The organism is Actinomadura montaniterrae (genome assembly GCF_008923365.1).
Lineage (GTDB): Bacteria > Actinomycetota > Actinomycetes > Streptosporangiales > Streptosporangiaceae > Spirillospora > Spirillospora montaniterrae.
In genome coordinates, this window is record NZ_WBMR01000104.1 from 1 (window position 1) to 25,581 (window position 25,581).

Here is a 25,581-nt window from a genome sequence, read left to right on the forward strand (position 1 = left end):
GACCACGGCGACGGCCATCGCGACGACCGCGACGGCGGCGCCGCCCGGGCCGGACGCCGGGCCCGACGCCGCGCGGGCCCCCGGCGGCGGGTCGGACACGACGGCGCGGGACAGCACGGTGATCCCGCTCCTGTTGAGCGCGGTCACCTCGTCCCAGGTCACCGGGCCGGCGCCGGCGACCAGCCACTGCGGGCGGGGGGAGGGCGCGTCCGGCACCGCGCCGGGCAGGGTGAGGGCGACGGCCCTGCCGGGCTCGCGCGGGTCCCGGACGTGCCCGACGACGCGTCCGGTCGTCCCCGACCGGTCGATCTGGACGGTCGCGCCGATCGGGAAGCCGAGCGAGGGCGCGAGCGCGACCTCGCCGGGCCTCGCGGGCGCGCGGCCGCCGGTGACGTCGAGGATGCCGCGGGTCATGGGGTCGCGCAGGTCGAGGCCGATGTGGTCGGCGCCGCGGTAGCCGCGGGCGGTCCTGAGCGCGACGTGCCCGCCGGTCTCCAAGGGCTGGACGCGCGCCGACGGCCCGAACGCGGCGGCGACCCGCCGGGTGATCTCCGGCGTGGTCCAGGGCCGCCCGGCGTCGTCCCCGCCCGGCTCTCCGCCGCCGGACGCGCCGCCGCCGGACGCGCCCGGCCCGGTGATGATCTCCTGGTCGTCGGCGGTCTGCCCGACCGGGGCGTGCCCCGCGCCGGTGAGCCGGGCGTCGGCGGCGCCGATCTCGTAGGGCAGCGACTCCCGCGCCGACCAGGCGCTGGTCTCGTAGAGCACGGCCAGCGCGACGATCGCCATCACGGGCAGGCCGATCATGCACACCACGAGCGCGGTGCGGCCCTTGGCGCGCAGCGCGTCCCGGCGGGCCAGCCGCAGCGCGGCGCCGTAGGCGCTCACCCGGCCTCCAGGAGCGTCTCGGGGCCGGTGCGGCCGGGGGTGGAGTCGACCATCCGGCCGTCCCGCAGGAACACGACCCGGTCGGCCCACGCGGCGTGCCGCGACTCGTGCGTGACCATCAGGCAGGCGGCGCCCTCGTCGCAGCGGGACCGCAGCAGCCGCATGATCTCCTCGCCGGCGTGGCTGTCGAGGGCGCCGGTCGGCTCGTCGGCGAGCAGGAGCCGGCGGTCGCCGATGATCGCGCGGGCGATCGCGACGCGCTGCTGCTGCCCGCCCGACAGCTCGTCGGGGAACCGGTCGGCCAGGTCGCCGGCGCCGACGGAGGCGAGCGCCTTGTGCGCCTGGCGGCGGGCCCGGCGCGCGCGGGCGCCGTCGAGCTCGCGCGGCAGCATCACGTTCTCCGCCGCGGTGAGCGCGGGGATGAGGTTGAGGTCCTGGAACACGTAGCCGACGGCGCGGCGCCGCAGCGCCGACCGGGCGGCCGCGCCGAGCGCGCCGATGTCGGCACCCGCGACGGTGATCCGGCCGGACGTCGGGGTGTCCAGCCCGCCGGCGAGCGTCAGCAGCGTCGACTTGCCGGAGCCGGACGGGCCCATCACCGCGACGAACTCGCCCTCCGCGACGTCCAGGCTCACGTTCCGCAGGGCGTGCACGAGCCCGGCGCCCGTCCCGTGGTCGCGGGACACGTCCCGCATCACCAGCACGCTCACCGGCTCGTCTCCCCGATCGGCGCGTCCAGCGGCGCGTCGGCCGGCGGGGCCGCGGGCGCGGCGGGGGCGGTCCGGGCGACGAACGCCTCGCAGTGGTCGAGCCAGCGGACCTCGGCCTCCGTCTGGAAGATCATCGACTCCAGGACGAGCCGCCACGCGCGGTCGCCCTGGTCGGCGGGGTCGGCGGGCGCCGCGGCCTTCACCCGGGTGAGGTCCTGCAGGGTGCGCAGGGTGGCGGTGCGCTGCGCCTGGACGACCTGCCGGACGTCCACGCCGGGCGTGGTGACGGCCATCGCGAGCTTGATCGCCAGCTCGTCGCGGGGCCGGTCGGCGCGGGCCACCGGGGTGGCGAACCACTCCCGCACGTCCGCCTCGCCGGCCGGGGTGATCCGGTAGACGAACCGGCCCTCGTCGTCGGCCCCGACGCGGGTGACCAGCTCGTCGCGTTCGAGCCGGGACAGCGTCGAGTACACCTGCCCGATGTTGAGCGGCCAGGACGATCCGGTGGACGCCTCGAACTCGGCGCGCAGCTGGTAGCCGTAGCGGGGGCCCTGGGACAGCAGGGCCAGCAGGCCGTGACGTATGGACATGGACACCGAGTATGCATACGCGGTATCCCTTGCGCAATACCGCGTATGCATCCCGAAGGACACGCTACCGGAATTTCACTGTGCGCGACCATCTCACGCCTTACCGTGACCATGTCCCCGGACGATCAGGAGAGAAGCGTGACCTCCGACAGCACGATCAGCGTCCTGCGCGACGTCCTGCGCGTGTACGACCACCGGTACCTCGACCTCGACCGCCGGCAGCGGGAGCGGCTCGTCGACGGCACCCGCCGGGTCATCGGCGACGAGGGCCTCAGCGACGCCGCCCGCGCCGCGCTGCCCGCCGCCGACCGGCTGCGCGCGTTCTGCATCCAGTACGGCCTGCGCGACGAGCTGGAGCGGCTGATCCGCGACGAGGTGGAGGGCAGCCCCGCCGGCGCCGTCGTGGTCGGCGGCCGGATCTACGCGATGTACCCCTACCTGCGCGGCGTTCCCCGGCAGGACGCCGACATCACCACCGAGGTCGGCGTCGAGCACCGCCTCGACGCCGTGTCCTGGCACGGCAAGCGGGTGCGGATCCGCGGCACCGCGATGCTGGAGCGCGTCGAGACGAACCGGACGGCCGTCGAGGTCGTCCTGCGCGAGCGGACCACCGGCAAGGAGCACGTCTTCCCCGCCGGCCCGCGCTCCGCGCCCGGCACCGGGACCGGCGGGTTCGAGGCGCTCGCCGACCCGGCCGGCGTCGAGCCCGGCCGCTGGGACGTGCACGTCGCCGCGACCGCGCACGGCGTCACCCGGGAGGCCCGCTTCGGCTCGCGCCGCGCCGACGGCCTGAAGACCGCGCCGCAGCGGCGCCCCGTCGGCGACCACCACGTCTCGGTGTACTTCACCAAGGGCGGCCACCTGGCGCTGGTCGTCCGCGAGGACGCCGGTGCCACGTCCCTGCGCGCCCGCCTCCGCCGCCGCCTCTCCCGCTCGCCCGCCCAGCGCTGAAAAGCGAGAACGGGGGCGGGCGCCGCGCGCCCGCCCCCGCCACGAACTCCTGCTAGTCGTTGATCCAGCTCATCATCGGGCGCAGCTCCGCACCGGTCTTCTCGATCGGGTGCTCGGCGAGCTGCTCGCGGTACTTGCCGAACTGGGCCTGGCCGCCCTCGAACTCCTCCACCAGCTCCTTGGCGTACTCGCCGGACTGGATCTCGCCGAGGATCTTCTTCATCGCGGCCTTCGTCTCCGGCGTGATCACGCGCGGGCCGCGGCTGTAGCCGCCGTACTCGGCGTTGTCGGAGACCGACCAGTACATCTTGGAGATGCCGCCCTCGTACATGAGGTCGACGATCAGCTTCAGCTCGTGCAGCACCTCGAAGTAGGCGACCTCCGGCTGGTAGCCGGCCTCGGTCAGCACCTCGAACCCGGCCTTGACCAGCTCGGACGCGCCGCCGCACAGCACGGCCTGCTCGCCGAACAGGTCGGTCTCGGTCTCCTCGGTGAAGGTCGTCTTGATACCGCCGGCGCGCAGGCCGCCGATGCCCTTGGCGTACGACAGCGCCAGCGGCCACGCGTTGCCGGTGGCGTCCTTCTCCACCGCCACGATCACCGGGACGCCGCGGCCCGCGACGAACTGGCGGCGGACGAGGTGGCCCGGGCCCTTCGGCGCGACCATCGCCACGTCCACGCCCTCCGGCGGCTGGACGAGCCCGTACCGGATGCTGAAGCCGTGCCCGAAGAACAGCGCGTCGCCCTCGACGAGGGCCGGCTTGATGTCCTTCTCGAAGATCTCGCGGTGGTGGTGGTCGGGGGCCAGCAGCATGACGAGGTCGGCCTCCTCGGCCGCCTCCGCCGGGGTGACCACGCGCAGGCCCTCGGCCTCCGCCTTCTCCCGGCTGGCCGACCCCTCGCGGAGCCCGACCCGCACGTCGACGCCGGAGTCGCGCAGCGACAGCGCGTGCGCGTGCCCCTGGCTGCCGTACCCGATGATCGCGACGTGCCGGCCCTGGATCACGCTCAGGTCGGCGGCGTCGTCGTAGAACATCTCAGCCACAGTGCTGTTGCCTTTCTTCGATGTGGTTTTACGTCTCGGGCCGGGCCGCGCGCCCGGTCGGGCGTCGGTTCAGGCGCTGCGCTCGATCGCGCGCAGCGACCGGTCGGTGATGGACCGGGCGCCGCGTCCGATCGCCACCATGCCGGACTGGACGAGCTCCTTGATGCCGAACGGCTCGAGCACCTTGATGAACGCGTCCAGCTTGTCGCGGTTGCCGGTGGCCTCGATCGTGACCGCGTCGGGCGCGACGTCCACCACCTTGGCACGGAACAGCGTGACGGTCTCGAGGACCTGCGAGCGCGTCTCGGCGTCCGCGCGGACCTTGACCAGCACCAGCTCGCGCTGGACCGACGCCGGCTGCTCCAGCTCGACGATCTTCAGCACGTTGATCAGCTTGTTCAGCTGCTTGGTGACCTGCTCGAGCGGCAGCTCGGCGACGTTCACCACGATCGTCATCCGGGAGATGTCCGGGTGCTCGGTGGTGCCGACCGCGAGGGACTCGATGTTGAAGCCGCGGCGGGAGAACAGGGCCGCGACCCGCGCGAGGATGCCCGGCTTGTTCTCCACCAGGACCGAGAGGGTGTGCGAGCTCATCGGGGTCAGTCTCCGTTCTCCCACTCGGGCGCCATGTCCCGCGCGATCTTGATGTCGTCGTTGCTGGTGCCGGCGGCGACCATCGGCCAGACCATCGCGTCCTTGTGGACGACGAAGTCGATGACGACCGGGGCGTCGTTGATCTCCATCGCCTTCGCGATGACCGCGTCCACGTCCTCCGCCTTCTCGCAGCGCAGGCCCACGCACCCGTAGGCCTCGGCGAGCTTGACGAAGTCGGGGATCCGCTTGGCCGTGTGCTCGGCCTGGGGCTGGAGCACCGTGTTGGAGTAGCGGCCCTCGTAGAACAGGGTCTGCCACTGCCGGACCATGCCGAGGTTACCGTTGTTGATCACGGCGACCTTGACCGGGATGCCCTCGATCGCGCAGGTGGCGAGCTCCTGGTTGGTCATCTGGAAGCAGCCGTCGCCGTCGATCGCCCAGACCGTGGCGTCCGGCGCGCCGACCTTGGCGCCCATCGCCGCCGGGACCGAGTACCCCATCGTCCCGGCGCCGCCGGAGTTCAGGAACGCGCCCGGCCGCTCGTACTTGATGAACTGCGCCGCCCACATCTGGTGCTGGCCGACGCCCGCGACGTAGTAGGCGTCCGGGCCCGCGATCTCCCCGATCCGCTCGATGACGTACTGCGGGGACAGCGAGCCGTCCTCGGGGATGTCGTAGCCGAGCGGGTAGGTGTCGCGCCAGGCGTTGAGCTGCCGCCACCAGTCCTCGTAGTCGCCCTTGCGGCCCGCCTCGTGCTCGTTCTGCACCGCGACGATCAGGTCCGCGATGACCTCCCGGGCGTCGCCGACGATCGGGACGTCCGCGTGCCGGTTCTTGGAGATCTCCGCCGGGTCGATGTCGGCGTGCACGACCTTGGCGTGCGGGGCGAACCCGTCGAGCTTGCCGGTGACGCGGTCGTCGAACCGGGCGCCGAGCGCGACCAGCAGGTCCGAGCGCTGCAGCGCGCCGACCGCGCCGACCGCGCCGTGCATGCCCGGCATGCCCATGTGCAGCGGGTGGCTGTCGGGCAGCGCGCCCTTGGCCATCAGCGTGGTGACGACGGGGGCCCCGGTCAGCTCGGCGAGCACCTTCAGCTCGGCGGCCGCGCCGGCCTTCAGCACGCCGCCGCCGACGTACAGCACCGGGCGCTCCGCCTCGACGATCAGCCGTGCCGCCTCGCGGACCTGCTTGGAGTGCGGCCGGGTGACGGGGCGGTACCCGGGGAGCTGGAGCTGGACGGGCCACTGGAACTCGACCGTGGCCTGCATCGCGTCCTTGGCGATGTCGACCAGGACGGGGCCGGGCCGGCCGGTGCCGGCGATGTGGAACGCCTCGGCGATGGTGCGGGCGATGTCCTCGGCCCGGGTGACCAGGAAGTTGTGCTTGGTGATCGGCATCGTGATGCCGGCGATGTCGGCCTCCTGGAAGCCGTCGGTCCCGATGAGGGACGTCGCGACCTGGCCGGTGATGGCGACCATCGGCACCGAGTCCATGTAGGCGTCGGAGATCGCGGTGACCAGGTTGGTCGCGCCCGGCCCGGAGGTGGCCATGCACACCCCGACCTTGCCGGTGACCATCGCGTAGCCCTGCGCGGCGTGGCCGGCGCCCTGCTCGTGGCGGACGAGGATGTGGCGCAGCTTGTTCGAGTCGAACAGCGGGTCGTAGGCCGGGAGGATCGCGCCCCCCGGGATGCCGAACACGGTGTCGACGCCGACGTTCTCCAGGGCGCGGACCAGCGCCTGGGCTCCCGTCATCTGTTCGGTCGTCATGATCCTGTTTCCTTGGGAGAGAAGTCTGGGGCTCGCCGGGCAACAAAAAACCCCCGCCGCCGGGAAGCGGTCGAGGGGAGGCGCGCAGGTCGGTGAGCTTGGTCAGCCTGCGCGCCGACCAAGTACTACGAGGATGATGGTGGTGTTCTGCACGGAGCCACTTTCGCCGAGATCCGGCCGCCGGTCAAATCCGTGGACAAGAAATCTCGCCATATGAGACGGATTCCCGGCGGTACCGGTCCGGTCAGCCCGGCAGCGGAAGCGGCAGATCGCCTGGTAGACCCTGTGCCGCGAGGTTCGTCCGGACCAGCGACTCCACCCGCCCGGCCGCCATCGGACGCGCCACGAGGAAGCCCTGGCCGCGCGGGCAGTCCATCGCGCGCAGCAGCTCCAGCTGCTCCGGCCGCTCGATGCCCTCCGCCACCACGGTCAGCCCCAGGTCGCGGCCCAGCCGGACGATCGTCCGGGTCAGCAGCGACAGCGTCTCGTCCGAGCCGAGCCCCGCCACGAACGACGGGTCGATCTTGATGATGTCCACCGGGAGCTGGCCGAGGTAGGCCAGCGACGCGTACCCGGTGCCGAAGTCGTCGATCGCCAGCCGGACGCCGAGGTCGCGCAGCTCCGACAGCCGCGCCACGTTCTGCCCGCCGTCCTCGACGAGCACCTCCTCGCGGACCTCCAGCGTCAGCGCCTGCGGCGGCAGCCCCGTCTCCTCCAGCGCCGCCGCCACCGACTCCACGAACCGCGGCGCGGCGATCTGCCGGGCGGTGAAGTTCACCGACAGGCCGACGTCCCAGGAGTCGCGGCGCCACCGCGCCACCTCCCGGCACGCCTCCCGCAGCACCCAGTCGCCGAGCGGGATCATCAGCCCGGACTCCTCCGCCGGCCCGATGAACTCCTCCGGCGGCACCGACTCGCTCCCCCGCCACCAGCGCAGCAGCGCCTCCACCCCGGTCACCCGGGACGTCGCGAGGTCCACCACCGGCTGGAACTCCACCGCGAACTGCTCCTCGGCGAGCGCCCGCTGCAGGTCGCTGCCGAGCTCCAGCCGCCGGACCACGTCGGCGTGCATGTGCGGCGCGAACACCTCGACGCGCCCGCCGCCCAGCTCCTTCGCCCGCGCCATCGCCAGGTCGCCGTTGCGGATCAGGTCGGCGGCGGTCCGGCGCAGCCGCCGGCCCGCGTCGCCGCCCCGGTCCTTCGCCGGGACCGCCGGCGCCTCCTCGTCCCCGGCGAAGGCGATCCCGACGCTCGCCGTCAGCACGATCTGCTTGCTGCCCACCTGGTACGGGTCGACCGACAGCACCCGCAGCAGCCGCCCGGCCAGCTCCACCGCCGCCCGGGTCTCCCGGTCGTCCGACGGGAGCTGCACGAGGACCGCGAACTCGTCGCCGCCCCACCGCGCCACCGTGTCGTCGGCCTGCACGTTGGCGCGCAGCCGCCGCGCCGCCTGCGCCAGCACCTGGTCGCCCGCCGCGTGCCCCGCCGAGTCGTTGACGTCGGTGAACCCGTCCATGTCGACGAACACCACCGCGACCCGGCCGCCCGGACGCTGCTGCGCCAGCACCTCCCGGGTCCGCTCCTCGAAGTACGACCGGTTCGGCAGGCCCGTCAGCCCGTCGTGGAAGGTCAGGTGCGCGACCTGCCGCTGCAGCGCCGCCTGCTCGCTCAGGTCGCGGGTGGTGACCAGCAGCCGCCCCGGCGCCTCGCCCGTCCCCGCGTACCGGGAGATCGTCGACTCGGTCGGCAGCCAGGTGCCGTCCGCCGCGCGCACACGGCACGACACCCGCAGCGAACCGGTGGCGCCCGGACGGTCCCCACCGGCGGCGTCCTCCTCGTCCAGGAACTCGGTGAACGCCTCCTGGACGCGTGGCAGGTCCTCCGGATGGATGATCTCGTGCAGCGGCCGCCCGAGCAGCTCCTCCGGCGTGTAGTGGTAGGTGCGCAGCGCGCCCGCGCTCGCGTACTGCACGGTCGCGTCGAGATCGCAGATCAGCACCGCGTCGTTGCTGCTCTCCGACAGCGCCCGGAAGTGCTCCTCGCTCGCCTCCACCGCGCGGCGCAGCCGGTCGTTCTCCCGCAGCAGCCCCGCCAGCCGCGCCAGCAGCACCAGCGCCGCCGACCCCGCCACGATCGACACCACCGGCTCCAGCCCGTTGCGGCCGGTCAGCGAGTGCCCCGCGACGAACAGCGACGCCGCCGCGGCGACCGCCGCCGGCGCCAGCCCCGGCCCGATCATCCGGCCGCGCTCGTCGGGCTCCGGCGCGCCGCCCGCCGGCCGCGCGTCCGCCGGGACGTCGTCGGACGGCCCGTCCGGCTCCGCCGCCGGCGCCGGACCGGTCCACGGCACGAGCAGGAGCAGCAGCAGCCCGGCGAGCCGCAGGATGTCGGACGGGTCGTCGGACGGCCCGCCGCCGTCCAGCCGGACGAACGTCGTCACCACGTCGGCGGTCGCGAACGCCATCAGCGCCCCGAACCCCATCCACGCCAGCCGCCGGCGCCCGCGCGCCGCGCCCAGCGCGAACGGCAGCGCCCCGCACACCAGCACCACGTCGATCAGCGGGTACAGCAGCTCCAGCAGGAACTCCGACGCCGACTCCCCCGACTGGTGGTACAGCGCGCTGAACAGCGCGACCCAGCCGAGCACGAACATCGCGCACGCGCACACGTAGGTGTCGGCCAGGTAGCGCAGCCACATCCCCACGTCGCGCGACAGCCGCACCGGCACGATCAGGCCGGTGACCAGCGCCACCGCCGCCAGCAGGTAGAACAGGTCCGGGACCGACAGGGACAGGGCGCTGCGCGAGACGTGCCCGTCCAGCGCGCTGCCGACCGCGCCCGCGAACCAGCCCGCGGCCGCCACGCCGTACCAGCGCCACGACGCCCGCCAGATCCCGCCGGACGACACCCGCCGGAAGATCCCGACGTCGCCGGCGTCCGCGGCGGCGCCCTTCGGCCGTCCCGCCGACATCAGCAGCGAGACCGCGGCGGCGCCCGCGGCGACCGCCTCCGTCCAGGCGATGAAGGCCGTGCCGCCCCAGCCGAGCAGCGACCCGGCGGCGTACAGCACGCCGACGATCGCGGCCATGGCGACCGGCACCGCCCGCGGCGGCATCCGCCTGGCGTTCTCGCCGCTCATCGCGCCGTGTCCCTTCCTGCCCCGCGGGGAGCTGTCCGTCCCTCGCGGTCGCGGCGGTGCGCCAGAGGGGACTTGGGTCCGGAGACCTCATCCGGTCGCAGAGATAACGGCCGGAGGGTCGTGGATCGTGCCCCGCGCAGGGTCGGCGCGGGTCGGCGGCGCATCGGGATGCGCCGGCCGGAGATCAGCGACGTTGCTGCACTGCGGGATCACCGTGATGCTCAGAGTACGTTCCGTAGGTCACGGACCGATTGAGGCTGGGCGTCCTCATGGCGACGAACCGCCTCGTCGGCGATCCGTTTGGGACGGCCGAAACGTGATCGTCACCGAATCGGCGCCTTGCCCGGCATCACGCTGAGTGACCGCGTTCGGGGCCTCGCGCGGCCCCTGCGCCCGATGTCCGGCACCGTCCGCCGTGGGCGCGGAGAGGGACGGTGTGATGCTCGCGACATCGGAGTGCCATGCTGGGGGCGGGAGGCGTTCTCATGCGCAAGCACCTGATCGTCCTTACCGCGCTGGTCCTCGCGGGCTGCTCGTCGTCCCCGGCGAAGGACACGGGCGGTGCCCGGACCCCGCCGCCGCTGCCGTCCGGCGGCACCGCCGCGCCCGGCGCGCCCCGGGTTCTGGTCACGGGCCTGAAGATCCCCTGGGCCATCTCGTTCCTACCCGGCGGTGACGCGATTGTGACCGAACGTGACTCGGCGCGGCTGCTGCGGGTGACCCCGTCCGGTGCGGTGACGGTGATCGGGACCGTTCCCGGCGTCGACGCGGCGGGCGAGGGCGGGCTGCTCGGCGTCGCCGTCTCCCCCGGTTACGCGCAGGACCACCAGATCTTCCTGTACCACACGTCCGCGACCGACAACCGCGTCGTGCGCGCCACCTACGACGGGCGGCTCGGCACGCCGCGCCCGATCGTCACCGGCATCCCCAAGGGCGAGATCCACAACGGCGGGCGCCTCGCGTTCGGCCCCGACCGGATGCTGTACATCACCACCGGCGAGACCGGCGAGGGCGGGAAGGCGCAGGACAAGAACTCCCTCGCCGGGAAGATCCTGCGCGTCACGCCCGACGGGAGGCCCGCGCCCGGCAACCCGTTCGGCACCCGCGTCTGGACGTACGGCCACCGCAACGTCCAGGGCCTCGCCTGGGACCCGAAGGGCCGCCTCTACGCCACCGAGTTCGGCCAGGACCGCTTCGACGAGATCAACCTCATCCAGAAGGGCCGCGACTACGGCTGGCCCGCCGTCGAGGGCTTCGGGAACCGGAAGGGCTTCACCAATCCGTTGCTGACCTGGAAGACGTCCGAGGCATCACCATCCGGGCTCGCCTACGCGAACGGCTCGCTGTGGGCCGCCGCGCTGCGCGGCGAGCGCCTCTGGCAGATCCCGCTGTCCGCCTCCGGCGCGGCCGGACGCCCCGTCGCCCGGTTCACCGGCGCCTACGGCCGGCTGCGCGCCGCCGTCCGCGCCCCGGACGGCTCGCTCTGGCTCACCACCAGCAACCGCGACGGCCGCGGCACCCCCGCCAAGACCGACGACCGCATCATCACCGTCCCGCCCCGCTAGTCCCACCAGAACGACCAGCTCGCCCGGCCGACCAGCCCGGCGGCGTACTCCTCCATGTCGCCGACGCCCTGCCAGATGTTGTCCGGGCAGAACGCCTCGTGCTCGACGGCCACCGCACGGGCGTGCTCCATCGTCCGCGGCGGTGCGGCCACCGACAGGCCCAGCACGTCGAAGCCCACCATCACCACACGCGCCCCGAACCGCTCCTCCCAGGACCGCACCACCGCGGATATCTCCGCCGTCCGGGAGTGGTTGACCGGCCCGGACCACCCCATGACGGTCAGGGTGTCGGCTCCCCGCGCGGCTGGCACGAGCCCGAGCAGGAACTCCGCGTCCGCGGCGCCCGACTCGGCGGACGCCCGCGCGCATTCGTCCGCGCCCTCGACCCCTTCGCCCGGCGGCGCGAGGCCACGCCCCGGGACCGGCGCCTCGCCGCCGCCCCGGTCGCCTCTCAGCAGCACCTCGGCGTCGAGGGCGTCGATATCGGCCACCGAGTCGTCGACGAACAGCTCCCCGTCGTGCCAGGGTCGCGCCGGCTCGCCGCCGAGCGTGTCCAGCAGCAGCGGATACAGGCCCGTCCGCGCGCGCTCGTCGTACAACCGGCACCACAGCCCGCCCAGCCAGGCCCGCGGCTCGTCCGACACCCACAGCGCCATGACGCCCTCAGGGCCCTCCTCGGGCGCGATCAACCGGCCGGACGGCAATCCGGCCGGCAAGGCCGGAAACGCACTCTCCACCATGCCCGCGAAAGCTAGCGGACGCCTACGACACCCTCAGTACTCCAGCTCAGCCCACTCGATCTTCATCGGGATCGGGTTGCCCACCTCCGGCACCCCGCCCTCGTCCTTCATCAAGGTGTTCACGTGCTTGTAGAGCATGGCGCCCCGGTCGAGCTGGTACCGCTCGATCGTCGAGACGCCTGAAAGGTCCAGACGCACCACCCAGTAGTGAGGAATGCCGGCCTTCGCGTACTCGCCGAGCTTGTCCGTGGCATCCCGGGTCTCGGATCCAGCGGACACGATCTCAACGACGAGGAGGGCATGCTCCGCCCGCAGACGCTCCTTGTTCTCACGGTCGAGGCAGCGGTAGACGATGACATCGGGACGCCGGTTGCACAGCGGGACGTCGCTGATCCTCAGATCGACGTCGAGATTCACCTCGAGGCAGTCGTGCCCGCGCCGCATCGCCTCGCGAGTGTGGCGCTCGAGCAGGTTGGCCAACCGCCGGCCCGCCGTCTGGTGCTCACGGGTCGGCGACTCGCAGAAGACGACATAACCGTCAACGACCTCGATCATCTTCGAGATGTCCTCGGGGAGTGCCTCGTACTCCTCCGCTGTCATCTGCTCGGGTTGTCGAGTGATGCTCAGCAGCCAGTAGTCGTCCGGCAGCGCCGTCACCTTGGTGTCCCTTTCAGATCACACCTGCATACGTCTACCCAGACTAGGGTCTCCAGATGGCACAAGGAGTGACGATCCGCAGTTGTATGATGACTTTCTGTACCAGCGGTCGTTTCCGGGAACAACCGGCTACCGCCGCCCCGCGAGCGTGCGCGCGGGGCGGCGGGAAGCGTCAGGACGCGCCGAGCTTTTCGAGGATCAGTTCGCGGGCGCGGCCGGCGTCGGCCTGGCCGCGGGTGGCCTTCATCACCGCGCCGACGAGGGCGCCGGCGGCGGCGACCTTGCCGGACCGGACCTTGTCGGCCACGGCGGCGTTGTCCGCGATCACCTGGTCGACGATCGAGGCGAGCTCGCCCTCGTCGCTGACGACCTTCAGGCCGCGCGCCGCGACGACCTCGTCCGGACCGCCCTCACCCGCGAGGACGCCCTCGAACACCTGCCGGGCCAGCTTGTCGTTCAGCTCCCCGGCGGACACCATCGCCTGGATCCGCGCGACCTGCTCCGGCGTGATCGGCAGCTCGGCCAGCTCCACGCCCTGCTCGGTCGCGCGCCGCGACAGCTCGTTCATCCACCACTTGCGGGCCGCGCCGGCGTCCGCGCCCGCCGCGATCGTCGCCTCGATCAGGTCGACGGCGCCCGCGTTGACGACGTCGCGCAGCTCCAGGTCCGACAGGCCCCACTCCTGCTGGACGCGGCGGCGCCGCGCGGCGGGCAGCTCCGGCAGCGACGCCCGCAGCTCCTCCACCCACTCCCGGGACGGCGCCATCGGCACCAGGTCGGGCTCGGGGAAGTAGCGGTAGTCCTGCGCCTCCTCCTTGCTGCGCCCGCTCGTGCTGCGGCCGGTGTCCTCGTGGAAGTGGCGGGTCTCCTGGATCACCCGCCCGCCCGCGTCCAGCACGCCGCCCTGCCGCTCGATCTCCGACCGGACGGCGCGCTCCACCGAGCGCAGCGAGTTGACGTTCTTGGTCTCGGTGCGGGTGCCCCACTCCGACGCGCCGCGCGGCATCAGCGACACGTTCACGTCGCAGCGCATGGAGCCCTCCTCCATGCGGACGTCCGAAACCCCGAGCGACCGGACCAGCTCGCGCAGCTCCGTCGCGTACGCGCGGGCCACCAGCGGGGCCTTGTCGCCCGTCGCGGCGATCGGCTTTGTGACGATCTCCACCAGCGGGATGCCGGCCCGGTTGTAGTCCACCAGCGAGTGGTCGGCGCCGTGGATGCGGCCCGTGCTGCCGCCGACGTGCAGCGACTTGCCGGTGTCCTCCTCCATGTGGACGCGCTCGATCTCGATCCGGTACGTCTCGCCGTCCACCTCGACGTCGAGATGGCCGTCGACGCACAGCGGCTCGTCGTACTGCGAGATCTGGAAGTCCTTCGGCATGTCCGGATAGAAGTAGTTCTTCCGGGCGAACCGGCACCACTCCACGATCGTGCAGTTCAGCGCCAGGCCGATCTTGATGATGCCCTCGATCGCCGCGTGGTTCGTCACCGGCAGCGACCCGGGCAGGCCCAGGCAGACCGGGCAGACCTGGGTGTTCGGGTCCGCGCCGAACGTCGTCGGGCAGCCGCAGAACATCTTCGACGCGGTGCCGAGCTCGATGTGCGTCTCCAGGCCGAGGACGGGCTCGTACTTCGCGAGCGCCTCGTCGTACGGCATGAGTGTCGGGGTGCTCACTTCGCCTCCGCCAGTTCGGGGGCCTTGGCCAGCAGCGGGCCGCCCCAGCGCTCTTCCAGGGCCCGCTCGACGGCGGCGCCCACCCGGTAGACGCGGTCGTCGCCGAGGACGGGCGCCATGACCTGCAGGCCCACCGGCAGGCCGTCCGCGAGGCCGCACGGCACGGAGATCGCGGCGTTGCCGGTGAGGTTCGCCGGGATCGTGCACAGGTCGGCCAGGTACATCGCCATCGGGTCGTCCGCGCGCTCCCCGATCGGGAACGCGGTGGTCGGCGTGGTCGGCGAGACCAGCACGTCCACCTGCTCGAACGCCGCGTCGAAGTCCCGCTTGACCAGCGTGCGGACCTGCTGCGCCTTGCCGTAGTAGGCGTCGTAGTAGCCGGACGACAGCGCGTACGTGCCGAGCATGATCCGCCGCTTCACCTCGGGCCCGAAGCCCTCCGCGCGGGTCAGCGCCATGACCTCCTCGGCACTGCGGGTGCCGTCGTCGCCGACGCGCAGCCCGTACCGCATCGCGTCGAACCGCGCCAGGTTCGACGACGCCTCCGACGGCGCGATCAGGTAGTAGGCGGGCAGCGCGTACGCGAAGTGCGGGCACGACACCTCGACGACCTTCGCGCCGAGCGACTCCAGCAGCTCCACGGCCTCGGCGAACCGCGCCGACACGCCCGGCTCGTACCCGTCGCCGGCGAACTCCTTGACGACGCCGACCCGCAGGCCGTCCACGTCACCGCTGCGCGCCGCCTCCACCACGCTCGGGACGGGCCGGTCGATCGAGGTCGAGTCCATGACGTCGTGGCCGCTGAACGCCTCGTGCAGCAGCGCCGCGTCCAGCACGTTGCGGGCGAACGGGCCCGGCGTGTCCAGCGACGACGCGAACGCGATGATCCCGTACCGGGACGATCCGCCGTAGGTCGGCTTCGTCCCGACGATGCCGGTGACCGCCGCGGGCTGCCGGATCGACCCGCCGGTGTCGGTGCCGGTGGACAGCGGCGCCTCGTACGCCGCGACCGCCGCCGACGACCCGCCCGACGACCCGCCGGGGATGCGCGCCAGGTCCCACGGGTTGCGCGTCGTCTTGAACGCGCTGTTCTCCGTGGACGACCCCATCGCGAACTCGTCCATGTTGGTCTTGCCGAGGATGACCAGGCCGGCCTCGCGCAGCCGTCTGGTCACCGTCGCGTCGTACGGCGGCCGCCAGCCCTCGAGGATCTTCGATCCGGCCGTGGTCGGCATGTCGGTGGTGGTGAACACGTCCTTGTGCGCGATGGGGACGCCGGCCAGCGGGCCGAGCTCCTCCCCCGCCGCGCGCCGCTCGTCCACCGTCCGCGCCTGCGCCAGCGTGGTCTCCGCGTCGACGTGCAGGAACGCGTCGACCTGCCCGTCCACGGCGGCGATCCGGTCCAGGTGCGCCTGCGCGACCTCGACCGCGGACACCTCCCCGGCGGCCAGCAGCTCGCCGAGCTCCGAGGCCTTCCTGCGGAACAGCTCGCCCATCACGCCTCCTCGTCCAGGATCCTCGGCACGCGGAAGCGCTGCTGCTCGCTGGCCGGGGCGCCGGCGAGGGCCTGCTCCGGCGTGAGGCACGGCCGGACCTCGTCCGGCCGGTACACGTTGGTCAGCGGCAGCGCGTGCGAGGTGGGCGGGATGTCCTCCGCGGCGACCTCCTGCACCCGCGCGACCGCGGAAATGATCTGGTCGAGCTGGGCGGCGAGATGGTCGAGCTCATCGTCGCCGAGCGCCAGCCGGGACAGCCGGGCGAGGTGCGAGACCTCGTCACGGGTGATGGCGGACATGATGAGAAACCGTTCCTGCGATCGATTGGGATACCCGCCATCCTATTGGCCGAGCCCCCGCCGCCCGAACGCTTTACCCCGCGCGTTCATTGCGGCGCCCTCGGCGGTCGGGCCCTGGGGGCCCTCCCTTCAACGGGCGCCGCGTGCGATCGCTGCATCGCTCCGACTCGCCCGGGGGCTCGCTGCGCGATCGAGTTCTCGCAAGCTCGAACTCGGCTTCGCTCGCGATCGCGACGGCCCGGGCCCGCACGTGGCCGGGAAGAACGCCGGGCGCCCTGTGGCCACCGTCCTCGCGGCGCCCGTTTCAGATGCTGGTGGGGGGAACGCTCCTCACGTCCACCCCGGGACGACGAGAGGAGCCCGCCGTGACCATCGGCGGCAGCATCGCACTGATCATCATCGGCGCGATCCTGGCCTATGCGGTCAACTACCAGTTCAGCGGCATCGACATCCGGCTGGTCGGGGTGATCCTGATGATCGGCGGCCTGATCGGGCTGGTCGTCGGGATCGTCCGGATCGCCTCCGCGCGCCGGACCGTCGAGCGCCGCCCGCCGCCCGCGATCCGCGAAGAGCGCTACTACGAGGACCCCGACTACGAGACCCGGCGCCGCTACTGACGTCTACGCGGCGGGTTCGGGGGCCCGCTGGACGTTGCGGCGGAGCCAGTCGGTGGCGGTGTCGGCGTCCATCGGGCGGCCGAAGTGCCAGCCCTGCGCCGCGTCGCAGCCCATCTCGCGGAGCATCCGCGCGGTCTGCGGGTCCTCGACGCCCTCGGCGACCGAGCGCAGGCCGAGGGTGCGGACGAGGTCGACGATCGAGCGGACGATCACCGCGTCATCGGTGGACTCCGCGAGCCGCCCGACGAACGAGGAGTCGATCTTGATCTCCTCGACCGGGAGGCGCTTCAGCCGGACGAGCGAGGAGTAGCCGGTCCCGAAGTCGTCCAGGCTGAGCGGGATGCCGAGCTCGGCGAGCTTCGCGACGGTGTCGGAGGCATAGGCCGGCTCGTTCATCAGGATCCGCTCGGTGATCTCCAGCTGCAGCGCGGCGGCGGGCAGGCCGCGGGCGAGCAGGCCCTCCTCGATGGTCTCGGTGAGGCCGGTGTCGAGGAGGTCGCGGCCGGAGGCGTTCACCGCCACCTGGACGGCGAGGTCCTCGCGCCACCACGCCGCGGTCTGCGCGAGGGCGGCCTCGACGACGTGGTGGGTGATCGAGCGCATCAGGTACGTCTGCTCGGCGATCGACAGGAACGCCTCCGGCTCGAGGAGGCCCTTGTCGGGGTGGCGCCAGCGCAGCAGCGCCTCCATGCCGACGAGCTGGCCGTCCCGCAGCGACACCTTCGGCTGGTAGAACAGCTCCAGCTCGGAGCGGTCGATGGCGCGGCGCAGGTCGCCGAGCATGGTGAGCCGCTCCGGGGAGTTGCGGTCGTTGGCGGGCGAGTAGACCTCGACGCCGGTACGGCCCTCTTTGGCGTTGTACATCGCGACGTCGGCGCGCTGCAGGAGCAGCTCGAAGTCGGGCGCGTGGTCGGGGAACAGCGCGATGCCGACGCTGGCCTCCAGGTCGAACGACATGCCGTCGAGCCGGACGGGTTCGCCGAGCGCGGCGCGCAGCCGCGCGGCGACCTCGCGGGCGGCGGCCTCGTCCCGGACGGACGGCAGCAGCACCGCGAACTCGTCGCCGCCGAGCCGGGCGACGAGGTCGCCGGGGCGGACGCTGTGGGTGAGCCGGTGCGCGACGAGCTGCAGCAGCCGGTCGCCGGTGGGGTGCCCGAGGGTGTCGTTGACCTCCTTGAACCGGTCGAGGTCGAGGAGGAACAGCCCGGCGCGCTGGTCGCGCTCCTCGGGCGGGGCGCCGCGCCGCGCCGGCCTGATCGCGACCGGCCCGCGTTTCGCGGCGCGCCCGGCCGCGCTGCGCTTCTCGGCGCCGCGGGCCTCGGCGAGGGCCTCCTCGGTCCGGACGATCAGCAGCTTGCGGTTCGGCAGGCCGGTGAGGCCGTCGTGCAGCGCCTGGTGCTCGCGCCGGACGGCGACGGAGGCGTTCAGGTAGACGGCGATGAACGGCAGCAGGATCAGCGGGACGAACAGCGCGGACCGGTCCATCGCGATGACCATCAGCGGGGCGAGGCCGAGCAGCGCCAGGTGCACCAGGACCTGGTAGCCGAGGTCGAAGCGCAGCGCCTTGATCAGCGAGACCCGCTCGTGCAGCGCGACGGCCGAGCCGACGAGGGTGTCGTTGCAGAGGAAGTAGACGGTGCCGGCGAGCGCGATGGCGGGCAGGTCGGCGCCGTCGGGGACCCAGGTGCTGGACGGGGTGGCGAGGTCGCCGGCGAGGGCGAGGACGAGCTGGGCGGCGCCGAGGCTGAGGGTGTACTGGGCGGCGTTGAACGCGATCCGGTGCGGGGTGCGGCCGCGGAAGACGCCGCAGGTGACGACGGCGATCGCCTGGAGCGCGGCGGCGACGGGCAGCCCGGCGTACAGCAGCGCGGCGAACGCGAACGTGGTGGAGGTGGTGGCGCCGTTGGTCTCGGTGGAGCCCGGGGTGATGATCGGGCGCAGCTCGCCGAACACGATGAAGCAGCCGAGGATCCAGAACACCGGGTTGCCGGCGAGCGCGTCGAGGTCGGCGCCGGTCAGCCCGGCGAACGCGGCGGCGCACGCGGCGACGCCGAGCAGGATGACGACGACGAAGTAGATCCACAACGGGGATCCGCGGCGCGGGGCCGTGTTCCGCGTGTTGTTCGGGTCCTTCATCACATCCTCGGGGGGTTCGGGGGGCCGTCCCCCGGCACCGGGCGCGCCGGACTCCGGGGGACTCCCCCCGGGTGGTGCGTCCGGAGATTCAGGTGGGTCGTGATGTCAGGGAGAGTACGGCCTTTGCTCAACTTCGCGAAACCGATTGCGTACGTTCCGTTATGCCCCTTCCGTACCGGGCCCTCACCTGACGGTAGCTGAAGTGTACCCCTGAGTAACGCGACACTGGTGAGGGGCCGCTTAACCACGGCGGGTCATGCGTCCGCGCGCATAGTTACATTTTTGGCCGCATCTGGCCCATCGGCGAGGAGGACCCGGAAGCCCTCCTCCTCCAGGACCGGTACGCCGAGTTTGACGGCTTTGTCGTACTTCGACCCGGGGCTGTCGCCCACCACCACGAAGCCCGTTTTCTTCGACACCGACCCGGACACCTTCCCGCCGAGCCGCTGCACCGCCTCCGTCGCCGAGTCCCGGCTGAACCCCTCCAGCGACCCGGTGATCACCACCGTGACGCCCTCCAGCGGCCGCGGCCCCGCCGCGCCCTCGTCCTCCATCCGGACGCCCGCCGCCCGCCACTTGTCCACGATCTCCCGGTGCCAGTCGACCTCGAACCACCGCCTGATCGACGCCGCGATCGTCGGGCCGACGCCGTCCACCGCCGCCAGCTCCTCCTCCGTCGCGTTCGCGATCGCGTCCATCGACCCCATCTCGCGGGCCAGGTCGCGCGCGGCGGACGGCCCGACGTGCCGGATCGACAGCGCCACCAGCACCCGCCACAGCGGCTGCCGCTTGGCCTTCTCCAGCTCCTGGAAGAGGATCTCGACCGTCTTCTTCGGCTCGCCCTCCTTGTTGGCGAAGAACGACACGATCTTGGGCTCGCCGGTCTTCGGGTCGGTCTTCGTCGTCCCGGTCCGCTGGTCGAGGACGTGGCTGCGGATCGGCAGCAGCTGCTCGACCGTCAGGTGGAACAGGTCGCCCTCGTTCCTCACCGGCGGGTCGCTCGGCTCCAGCGGCTGCGTCAGCGCCGTCGCCGCCACGTACCCGAGCGCCTCGATGTCCAGGGCGTTCCGGCTGGCGACGAAGAACAGCCGCTCCCGCAGCTGACCCGGGCAGTACTGCGCGTTCGGGCAGCGGATGTCGGCGTCGCCCTCCTTCTCGTACGCCAGCTCCGTCCCGCACTCGGGGCACTCGGTGGGCATCTCGAACTCGCGCTCCGAGCCGTCCCGCAGCGCCGTCACCGGCGCGACGATCTCCGGGATCACGTCGCCCGCCTTGCGCAGCACGACCGTGTCGCCGATCAGCACGCCCTTGCGCTTGACCTCGCCCGCGTTGTGCAGCGTCGCCCGCTCGACCGTCGACCCCGCGACCTTGATCGGCTCCATCACGCCGTACGGGGTGACGCGCCCCGTACGGCCGACGCCGACCTTGATGTCGAGGAGCTTGGTGTTGACCTCCTCCGGCGGGTACTTCCACGCGATCGCCCAGCGCGGCGCGCGGCTCGTCGACCCGAGCCGCCGCTGCAGCGAGAACTGGTCGACCTTCACCACCACGCCGTCGATCTCGTACGCGGGGTCGTGCCGGTTCTCGCCGTAGAAGTCGATGTACTCGCGGACCGCGTCCAACCCGCCGACGACCTTGTACCGGTCGCTGACCGGCAGCCCCCAGCCGCGCATCAGCTCGTACGCCCCGGACTGGCTCTCCGGACGCGTGCCGCCCTCCCACGCGCCGAACCCGTGGACGAGCATGCTCAGCGGACGGTGCGCCGTGACGCGCGGGTCCTTCTGCCGCAGCGACCCAGCCGCCGCGTTGCGCGGGTTGGCGAACGGGTCCTTGCCCGCCTCCACCTGCACCGCGTTGACCTGCTCGAACCCCTCGACCGGCAGGAAGACCTCGCCGCGCACCTCCAGCAGGTCGGGCCAGCCCTCGCCCTCGAGCCGGTCCGGCAGCGCGTCGATCGTGCGGACGTTGTTGGTGACGTCCTCGCCGGTCCGCCCGTCGCCGCGGGTCACCCCGCGGACCAGGCGGCCCTTCTCGTACGTCACCGCGATCGCCAGGCCGTCGATCTTCAGCTCGCACAGGTAGCCGGCGACCTCGCCGACCTCCTTGACCACCCGCTCGTCCCACGCCAGCAGCTCGTCCGCGCTCATCGCGTTGTCGAGGCTCTGCATCCGCTCCAGATGCTCGACCGTCGCGAAGTCCGTGGTGATCGGCGCGCCGACCCGCTGCGTCGGCGAGCTCGGCGTGACCAGCTCCGGATGCTCCGCCTCCAGCGCCTGCAGCTCGCGCATCAGCCGGTCGTACTCGGCATCGGTGACCGTCGGCTGGTCGAGCACGTAGTAGCGGTAGTTGGCCTCGTCGATCCGCTCGCTCAGCTCCAGATGCCGCTGAGCCGCTTCCGTCGGCACGCCCTCGCTGGTGGTCATGCGCCTATTCTCGCCGCTACCACCGACAATATGACCAGCGGCACGCGCCTTACTCTGCGCCTTCGTGGGGGGCGACCCCCCACACCCCCCGGCAAGAACGCCGACTGCCGTCCTCCACTCCGCTGGCGCTCCGTTCCGGACGTCAGTCGGCGGCTTCGTACAGCATCCGCGCGGTGTCGCGGCAGCGTTTGAGGGCGTCGCGGACGTAGCGGGGCGACGCGCCCGCCATCCCGCACGCCGGCGTGATCACGACCTGCTCCGCCAGCTGCGCGGCCGGGAATCCGAGCCGGCGCCACAGCTCCTTCACCGGCGCGGCGGTCGCCTGAAGCGACGGCAGCGCGGCGTCCGTCCCGGGCACCGCGCCGAGGAACAGGCCGACGCCCGCGTCGATCGTCTCGCCCACCGCGTCGTCGTCGCGCCGCGGGACGAGGCCCAGGTCGACCGAGATCGCCTTGGCGCCCGCCCCGCGCAGCAGCTCGTACGGGACGTTCCGGGCGCAGCAGTGCACGACCGGGTACGCGTCCGCCGCCTCGATCACCTGCCGCAGCGCGTCCTCGGCGACGGGCGCCTCGACGGCCCGCAGCCGCGAGAACCCGCTGGCCGTCGGGACCGTCCCGGCGAGCGCGGCGGGCAGGCCCGGCTCGTCGAACTGCACGACGACCCGCGCCGCCGGCAGCCGCCGCCGGACGTCCGCGACGTGCGCCGCGACACCCTCGGCCAGCGACGCGACCAGGTCGCGGACGGCGCCGGGGTCCTTCAGCGCGCGGTCGCCGTGCCGCAGCTCGATCGTCGACGCGAGCGTCCACGGCCCGCACACCTGGATCTTGAAGGGGCCGTCGTGGCCGCCCGCGACCTCCTCCAGGACGTCGAGGTCCCGGGCCAGGTGGTCGTGGGAGCGCAGCGTGTCGCGGCCCGGCCGGTCGGAGAACCGCCAGCCGGACGGCTCCACCCGCACCGGCAGGTCCACCAGCAGCCCGGCCGTCCGCCCGGTCAGGTCGGCGCCGGGCCCGCGCGCGGGCAGCTCCGGCAGGTGCGGCAGCTCGGGCAGCTCCCCCAGCACGATCCGCAGGGCCTCGGCCGGGTCGTCCCCCGGGTACGACCCGACCCCGGTCGCCGTGCCCGCCCGCCACGGGAAGTCGCTCGTCACGGACGGAACCCTACCGGCGGGACGATCAGAGGAGTTCCGCGAGCCGGTCGAGGCGGCGCAGCGTGTCGTCCTCCGGCTCGGTCGGCAGGTTGAACAGGACCTCGTCGACGCCGGCGTCCGCGAGCGCCTCGATCGCCGCCGGCTTCGGCGGGACGGCGAACAGCGTGACCGGGATCCGCCGTCCGGCCCGTTCGCGCAGCTCGGCGATCTGCGCGGCGAGCGCGTCGGTGCCCCGCCCGAAGATCGGCATCCAGCCGTCGCCGAACTCGATCACGCGGTCGAACGTCGTCGGGCCGGACCCGCCGACCAGCACAGGCGGGTGCGGGTCCTGTACCGGCTTCGGGTAGGAGAACACCGGGTCGAAGTCGACGAACTCGCCGTGGAACTCCGCCTCGACCTTGGTCCACAGCTCCTTCACCGCGAGGACGCGCTCGCGCAGCAGCCGCATCCGGGTCGTCGGGTCGGTGCCGTGGTTGCGCATCTCCTCCCGGTTCCAGCCCGCGCCGACGCCGAGCACGGCCCGCCCGCCGGAGACGAGGTCGAGCGAGGCGACCTCGTTGGCCAGCACGATCGGGTCCCGCTGGACGATCAGCGCGATGCCCGTCCCGACCCGCAGCCGCCCGGTCGCCGCCGCGGCGGCGGTCAGCGTCACGAACGGGTCGAGCGTCCGGTAGTAGTGCCGGGGCAGCTCGGCCCCGCCGGGCCACGGCGTCTCCCGCTTCACCGGGATGTGCGTGTGCTCGGCCACGAACAGGGACCCGAACCCGCGCTCCTCCAGCGCCCGCCCCAGCGCGCCCGGCCCGATCCCGTCGTCCGTCACGAACGTCGACACACCGAATTCCACAGCATCCTCCTAGCGCACGCCGAACTCATTGACTCGCGGCAAGTCAACGCATGGTCATGGGGTGCGCGTCAAGCGGGGACGCGGGCCGTCTCGGCGATCGTGGCGGAGGCGAGGACGCGGTCGCCCTCGTAGAGGACGGCGGCCTGGCCGGTCGCGACGCCGCGCGCCGGGGCGGCCAGGCGGATGCGCAGGCCGTCGCCGTCGCGCTCGGCGGTGCAGGCGTGGACCTCGCCGTGCGCGCGCAGCTGGACGTGGCAGGCGAACGGCCCGGCGGGCTCTTCGCCCAGCCACACCGGACGCTCGCCGACGATCTCGTGGACGTCCAGCTCCTCGCGCGGCCCCACCGTGACGGTGTTGGTGACCGGCGAGATGTCCAGCACGTAGCGGGGCTTGCCGTCCGGCGCGGGGACGCCCAGCCGCAGGCCCTTGCGCTGCCCGATCGTGTACGCGTAGGCGCCGTCGTGCTCGCCGACCCGCGTCCCGTCGGTGTCGACGATCGGGCCGGGCGCCGAGCCGAGCCGCTCGGCGAGGAACCCGCGGGTGTCGCCGTCCGCGATGAAGCAGATGTCGTGGCTGTCGGGCTTGTCGGCCACCTGGAGGCCGCGCCGCTCCGCCTCCCGCCGGATGTCGGCCTTGGTGGTGTCGCCGAGCGGGAACATCGCGTGCGCGAGCTGCTCGGGCGTGCAGACCGCGAGCACGTACGACTGGTCCTTGCCCTCGTCGACGCCGCGGCGCAGGACGCCGCCGTCCAGCCGCGCGTAGTGGCCGGTGCAGACCGCGTCGAAGCCGAGCGCCATCGCCCGGTCCAGCAGCGCCGCGAACTTGATCTTCTCGTTGCAGCGCAGGCACGGGTTCGGGGTGCGGCCCGCCGCGTACTCGCTGACGAAGTCCTCCACGACGTCCTGGTGGAACCGCTCGGCGAGGTCCCACACGTAGAACGGGATGCCGATCACGTCGGCGGCGCGGCGCGCGTCCCGGGAGTCCTCCAGGGTGCAGCAGCCGCGCGCGCCCGTCCGGTACGACTGGGGGTTGCTGGACAGGGCCATGTGGACGCCGGTGACGTCGTGCCCCGCCTCGGCGGCGCGGGCCGCGGCCACCGCGGAGTCGACGCCGCCCGACATGGCGGCGAGTACGCGCAGAGTCATAGTGCCTCCGAGCGTACGCGGCGTCCGAGGGTCGGTCGTTGCCGATTCCGCGTACGATGAGGCGGGTTATGGGAATCTTCCGCCGCCCGCGCGAGTCCTCCGCCGCGACACCGCCCGCGATCAGCGATTTCTGGGAATGGTGGGCGCAGGCCCGCCCGACGATCGAGGCGTCGCTGGCGGCCTCGGGCGCCGGCTCCGAGGACGCCGGCGGACCGGCGCCCGGCGAGGGGCTGTCGGCGGAGGCGATCGAGGAGCTGTCCCGGCGCGTCCACCGGATCCACCCCGACCTGCAGTGGGAGATCGGCGGCGCGGACGACCGGACGCCGTCGCTGACGGTCACCGGCGGCGGCGACCCGGAGCTGCGCGGGCTGGCGGAGCGCTGGTTCCGCGCCGCCCCGTCCGGCGCGGCGGCCGGCGGCTGGACGTTCCACCCCGCCCGGCGGCCCGACCTGGAGATGCTGTCGCAGGACCTGGTCCTCGGCGACCACGAGTTCGACCTGGAGTACGTGCGGCTCGGCATGCGCGCCGACGCCGACCGGGCCCGGGTGCACATCACCGCCTACCACCCCGACTTCCTGTTCGTGTCGGAGGAGCAGCAGGTGGCGGTCGCCCTGCACGTGCTGGACTGGGCGCTCGGCGAGGACGACGTGGCCCGCTGGATCGGCGAGGTCTCCATCGCGACGGAGGCGCCGATCGACTCGCTGCCGCCGTCGATGCTGTCCGCGGTCGTCGAGCAGATCGCCGAGCCGTTCAGCGAGCCCGCCTGGCTCACCGGCGAGGGGCGCACGCCGCGCGGCCACCCGGCCCGGCTCGGCGCCCGGTTCCCGCTGCACCGGCAGGACTACCCGCTCTGCGACCTGCACGTGGCGATCACCGTCCCGTACGCGAACGCCAACCCCGACCGGCTCCCCGTCGAGCCGTCGGCGGGCGCGCTGCGCGCGTTCGAGAAGAAGCTGACGAAGCTCGGCGACCGGGCGGTCCTCGCCGTCCGCGAGACCGGGGACGGGCTGCGGGTGTTCCACCTGTACGCCGACCCCGACTCCGGGGTGATCGCGGAGCTGGACCAGCTCGCCGCCGGGTGGAGCGAGGGGAAGGCGAAGGTCGCCTCGACCGCCGACCCCGGCTGGAAGGCCCTCGCGCCGTACCAGCCGTGA

The 25,581-nt window shown here is 73.0% G+C and carries 20 protein-coding genes and 1 pseudogene; 4 read left to right on the forward strand and 17 right to left on the reverse strand.

The window, feature by feature from the left end; genetic code table 11:
- The 3 genes and pseudogenes from F9B16_RS29195 to F9B16_RS29205 form a co-directional block, all read right to left on the reverse strand.
- Window positions 1–885 (reverse strand): annotated as a pseudogene (locus F9B16_RS29195) (hypothetical protein); the annotation flags it as partial.
- Window positions 882–1,595, reverse strand: a complete 714-nt coding sequence (locus tag F9B16_RS29200) for an ABC transporter ATP-binding protein (RefSeq protein WP_225992035.1) — start codon at window positions 1,593–1,595, stop codon at window positions 882–884. The gene F9B16_RS29200 and the pseudogene F9B16_RS29195, both read right to left, overlap by 4 nt.
- A complete protein-coding gene (locus F9B16_RS29205; protein WP_151543423.1) occupies window positions 1,592–2,185 on the reverse strand; it encodes a PadR family transcriptional regulator in 594 nt (197 codons plus the stop codon). Before F9B16_RS29205 ends, F9B16_RS29200 begins: the two co-directional genes overlap by 4 nt.
- 138 nt (window positions 2,186–2,323) lie before the next feature.
- Here F9B16_RS29205 and F9B16_RS29210 point away from each other — a divergent pair, with 138 nt between their 5' ends.
- A complete protein-coding gene (locus F9B16_RS29210; protein WP_151543424.1) occupies window positions 2,324–3,136 on the forward strand; it encodes a hypothetical protein in 813 nt (270 codons plus the stop codon).
- Between the two features lie 52 nt (window positions 3,137–3,188).
- Here F9B16_RS29210 and ilvC read toward each other — a convergent pair whose 3' ends face one another.
- The 4 genes from ilvC to F9B16_RS29230 all read right to left on the reverse strand — a co-directional run bounded on the left by ilvC (window position 3,189) and on the right by F9B16_RS29230 (window position 9,683).
- Window positions 3,189–4,172, reverse strand: a complete 984-nt coding sequence (gene ilvC, locus F9B16_RS29215; RefSeq protein ID WP_151543425.1) for a ketol-acid reductoisomerase — start codon at window positions 4,170–4,172, stop codon at window positions 3,189–3,191.
- A 78-nt stretch (window positions 4,173–4,250) separates the two neighbouring features.
- Window positions 4,251–4,775, reverse strand: coding sequence for an acetolactate synthase small subunit (gene ilvN, locus F9B16_RS29220; protein ID WP_151543426.1), 525 nt, complete (start codon window positions 4,773–4,775; stop codon window positions 4,251–4,253).
- Window positions 4,776–4,780: 5 nt separating this feature from the next.
- The gene (locus F9B16_RS29225) at window positions 4,781–6,547 is read right to left on the reverse strand and encodes an acetolactate synthase large subunit (RefSeq protein WP_264159812.1); all 1,767 of its coding nucleotides are present in this window, start codon (window positions 6,545–6,547) and stop codon (window positions 4,781–4,783) included.
- Window positions 6,548–6,788: 241 nt separating this feature from the next.
- Complete coding sequence (locus tag F9B16_RS29230; protein WP_151543428.1) at window positions 6,789–9,683, reverse strand: putative bifunctional diguanylate cyclase/phosphodiesterase; 2,895 nt, start codon at window positions 9,681–9,683, stop codon at window positions 6,789–6,791.
- Window positions 9,684–10,168: 485 nt separating this feature from the next.
- Between F9B16_RS29230 and F9B16_RS29235 the strand changes: the two genes are divergently transcribed.
- Window positions 10,169–11,248 (forward strand): PQQ-dependent sugar dehydrogenase, encoded by a 1,080-nt coding sequence (locus tag F9B16_RS29235; RefSeq protein ID WP_225992036.1) that lies wholly within the window; start codon window positions 10,169–10,171, stop codon window positions 11,246–11,248.
- Here F9B16_RS29235 and F9B16_RS29240 read toward each other — a convergent pair.
- The 5 genes from F9B16_RS29240 to gatC form a co-directional block, all read right to left on the reverse strand.
- Window positions 11,245–11,937, reverse strand: coding sequence for a DUF4253 domain-containing protein (locus tag F9B16_RS29240; protein WP_225992037.1), 693 nt, complete (start codon window positions 11,935–11,937; stop codon window positions 11,245–11,247). The two genes, F9B16_RS29235 and F9B16_RS29240, sit on opposite strands and share 4 nt — an antisense overlap.
- Before the next feature lie 84 nt (window positions 11,938–12,021).
- Window positions 12,022–12,645, reverse strand: a complete 624-nt coding sequence (locus F9B16_RS29245) for a Uma2 family endonuclease (RefSeq protein WP_225992038.1) — start codon at window positions 12,643–12,645, stop codon at window positions 12,022–12,024.
- 172 nt (window positions 12,646–12,817) lie between these two features.
- Window positions 12,818–14,302 carry an Asp-tRNA(Asn)/Glu-tRNA(Gln) amidotransferase subunit GatB gene (gene gatB, locus F9B16_RS29250; protein WP_151543447.1) on the reverse strand — a complete coding sequence of 495 codons (1,485 nt, stop codon included), beginning with the start codon at window positions 14,300–14,302 and terminating at the stop codon, window positions 12,818–12,820.
- Between the two features lie 14 nt (window positions 14,303–14,316).
- A complete protein-coding gene (gatA, locus tag F9B16_RS29255) occupies window positions 14,317–15,816 on the reverse strand; it encodes an Asp-tRNA(Asn)/Glu-tRNA(Gln) amidotransferase subunit GatA (protein WP_151543431.1) in 1,500 nt (499 codons plus the stop codon).
- Window positions 15,816–16,115 carry an Asp-tRNA(Asn)/Glu-tRNA(Gln) amidotransferase subunit GatC gene (gatC, locus tag F9B16_RS29260; RefSeq protein ID WP_151543432.1) on the reverse strand — a complete coding sequence of 100 codons (300 nt, stop codon included), beginning with the start codon at window positions 16,113–16,115 and terminating at the stop codon, window positions 15,816–15,818. Before gatC ends, gatA begins: the two co-directional genes overlap by 1 nt.
- A gap of 365 nt (window positions 16,116–16,480) precedes the next feature.
- On the opposite strand from gatC, the gene F9B16_RS29265 reads away from it, so the two are divergent.
- On the forward strand, window positions 16,481–16,732 hold the full coding sequence (locus F9B16_RS29265; protein ID WP_151543433.1) for a DUF6458 family protein: 252 nt from the start codon (window positions 16,481–16,483) through the stop codon (window positions 16,730–16,732).
- Window positions 16,733–16,735: 3 nt separating this feature from the next.
- Here the strand turns inward: F9B16_RS29265 and F9B16_RS54210 are convergent, their stop codons facing one another.
- From F9B16_RS54210 to mnmA, 5 genes are all read right to left on the reverse strand, one after another.
- Complete coding sequence (locus F9B16_RS54210) at window positions 16,736–18,121, reverse strand: putative bifunctional diguanylate cyclase/phosphodiesterase (protein WP_404800524.1); 1,386 nt, start codon at window positions 18,119–18,121, stop codon at window positions 16,736–16,738.
- Between the two features lie 1,001 nt (window positions 18,122–19,122).
- The gene (gene ligA, locus F9B16_RS29275) at window positions 19,123–21,291 is read right to left on the reverse strand and encodes an NAD-dependent DNA ligase LigA (protein ID WP_151543435.1); all 2,169 of its coding nucleotides are present in this window, start codon (window positions 21,289–21,291) and stop codon (window positions 19,123–19,125) included.
- A 142-nt stretch (window positions 21,292–21,433) separates the two neighbouring features.
- A complete protein-coding gene (locus F9B16_RS29280; protein WP_151543436.1) occupies window positions 21,434–22,438 on the reverse strand; it encodes a methionine synthase in 1,005 nt (334 codons plus the stop codon).
- Window positions 22,439–22,463: 25 nt separating this feature from the next.
- A complete protein-coding gene (locus tag F9B16_RS29285; protein ID WP_151543437.1) occupies window positions 22,464–23,282 on the reverse strand; it encodes an LLM class F420-dependent oxidoreductase in 819 nt (272 codons plus the stop codon).
- Between the two features lie 68 nt (window positions 23,283–23,350).
- A complete protein-coding gene (gene mnmA / locus F9B16_RS29290) occupies window positions 23,351–24,427 on the reverse strand; it encodes a tRNA 2-thiouridine(34) synthase MnmA (RefSeq protein ID WP_151543438.1) in 1,077 nt (358 codons plus the stop codon).
- Between the two features lie 68 nt (window positions 24,428–24,495).
- Between mnmA and F9B16_RS29295 the strand changes: the two genes are divergently transcribed.
- Window positions 24,496–25,581: a DUF695 domain-containing protein gene (locus tag F9B16_RS29295; RefSeq protein ID WP_151543439.1), complete on the forward strand. Its 1,086-nt coding sequence runs from the start codon at window positions 24,496–24,498 to the stop codon at window positions 25,579–25,581.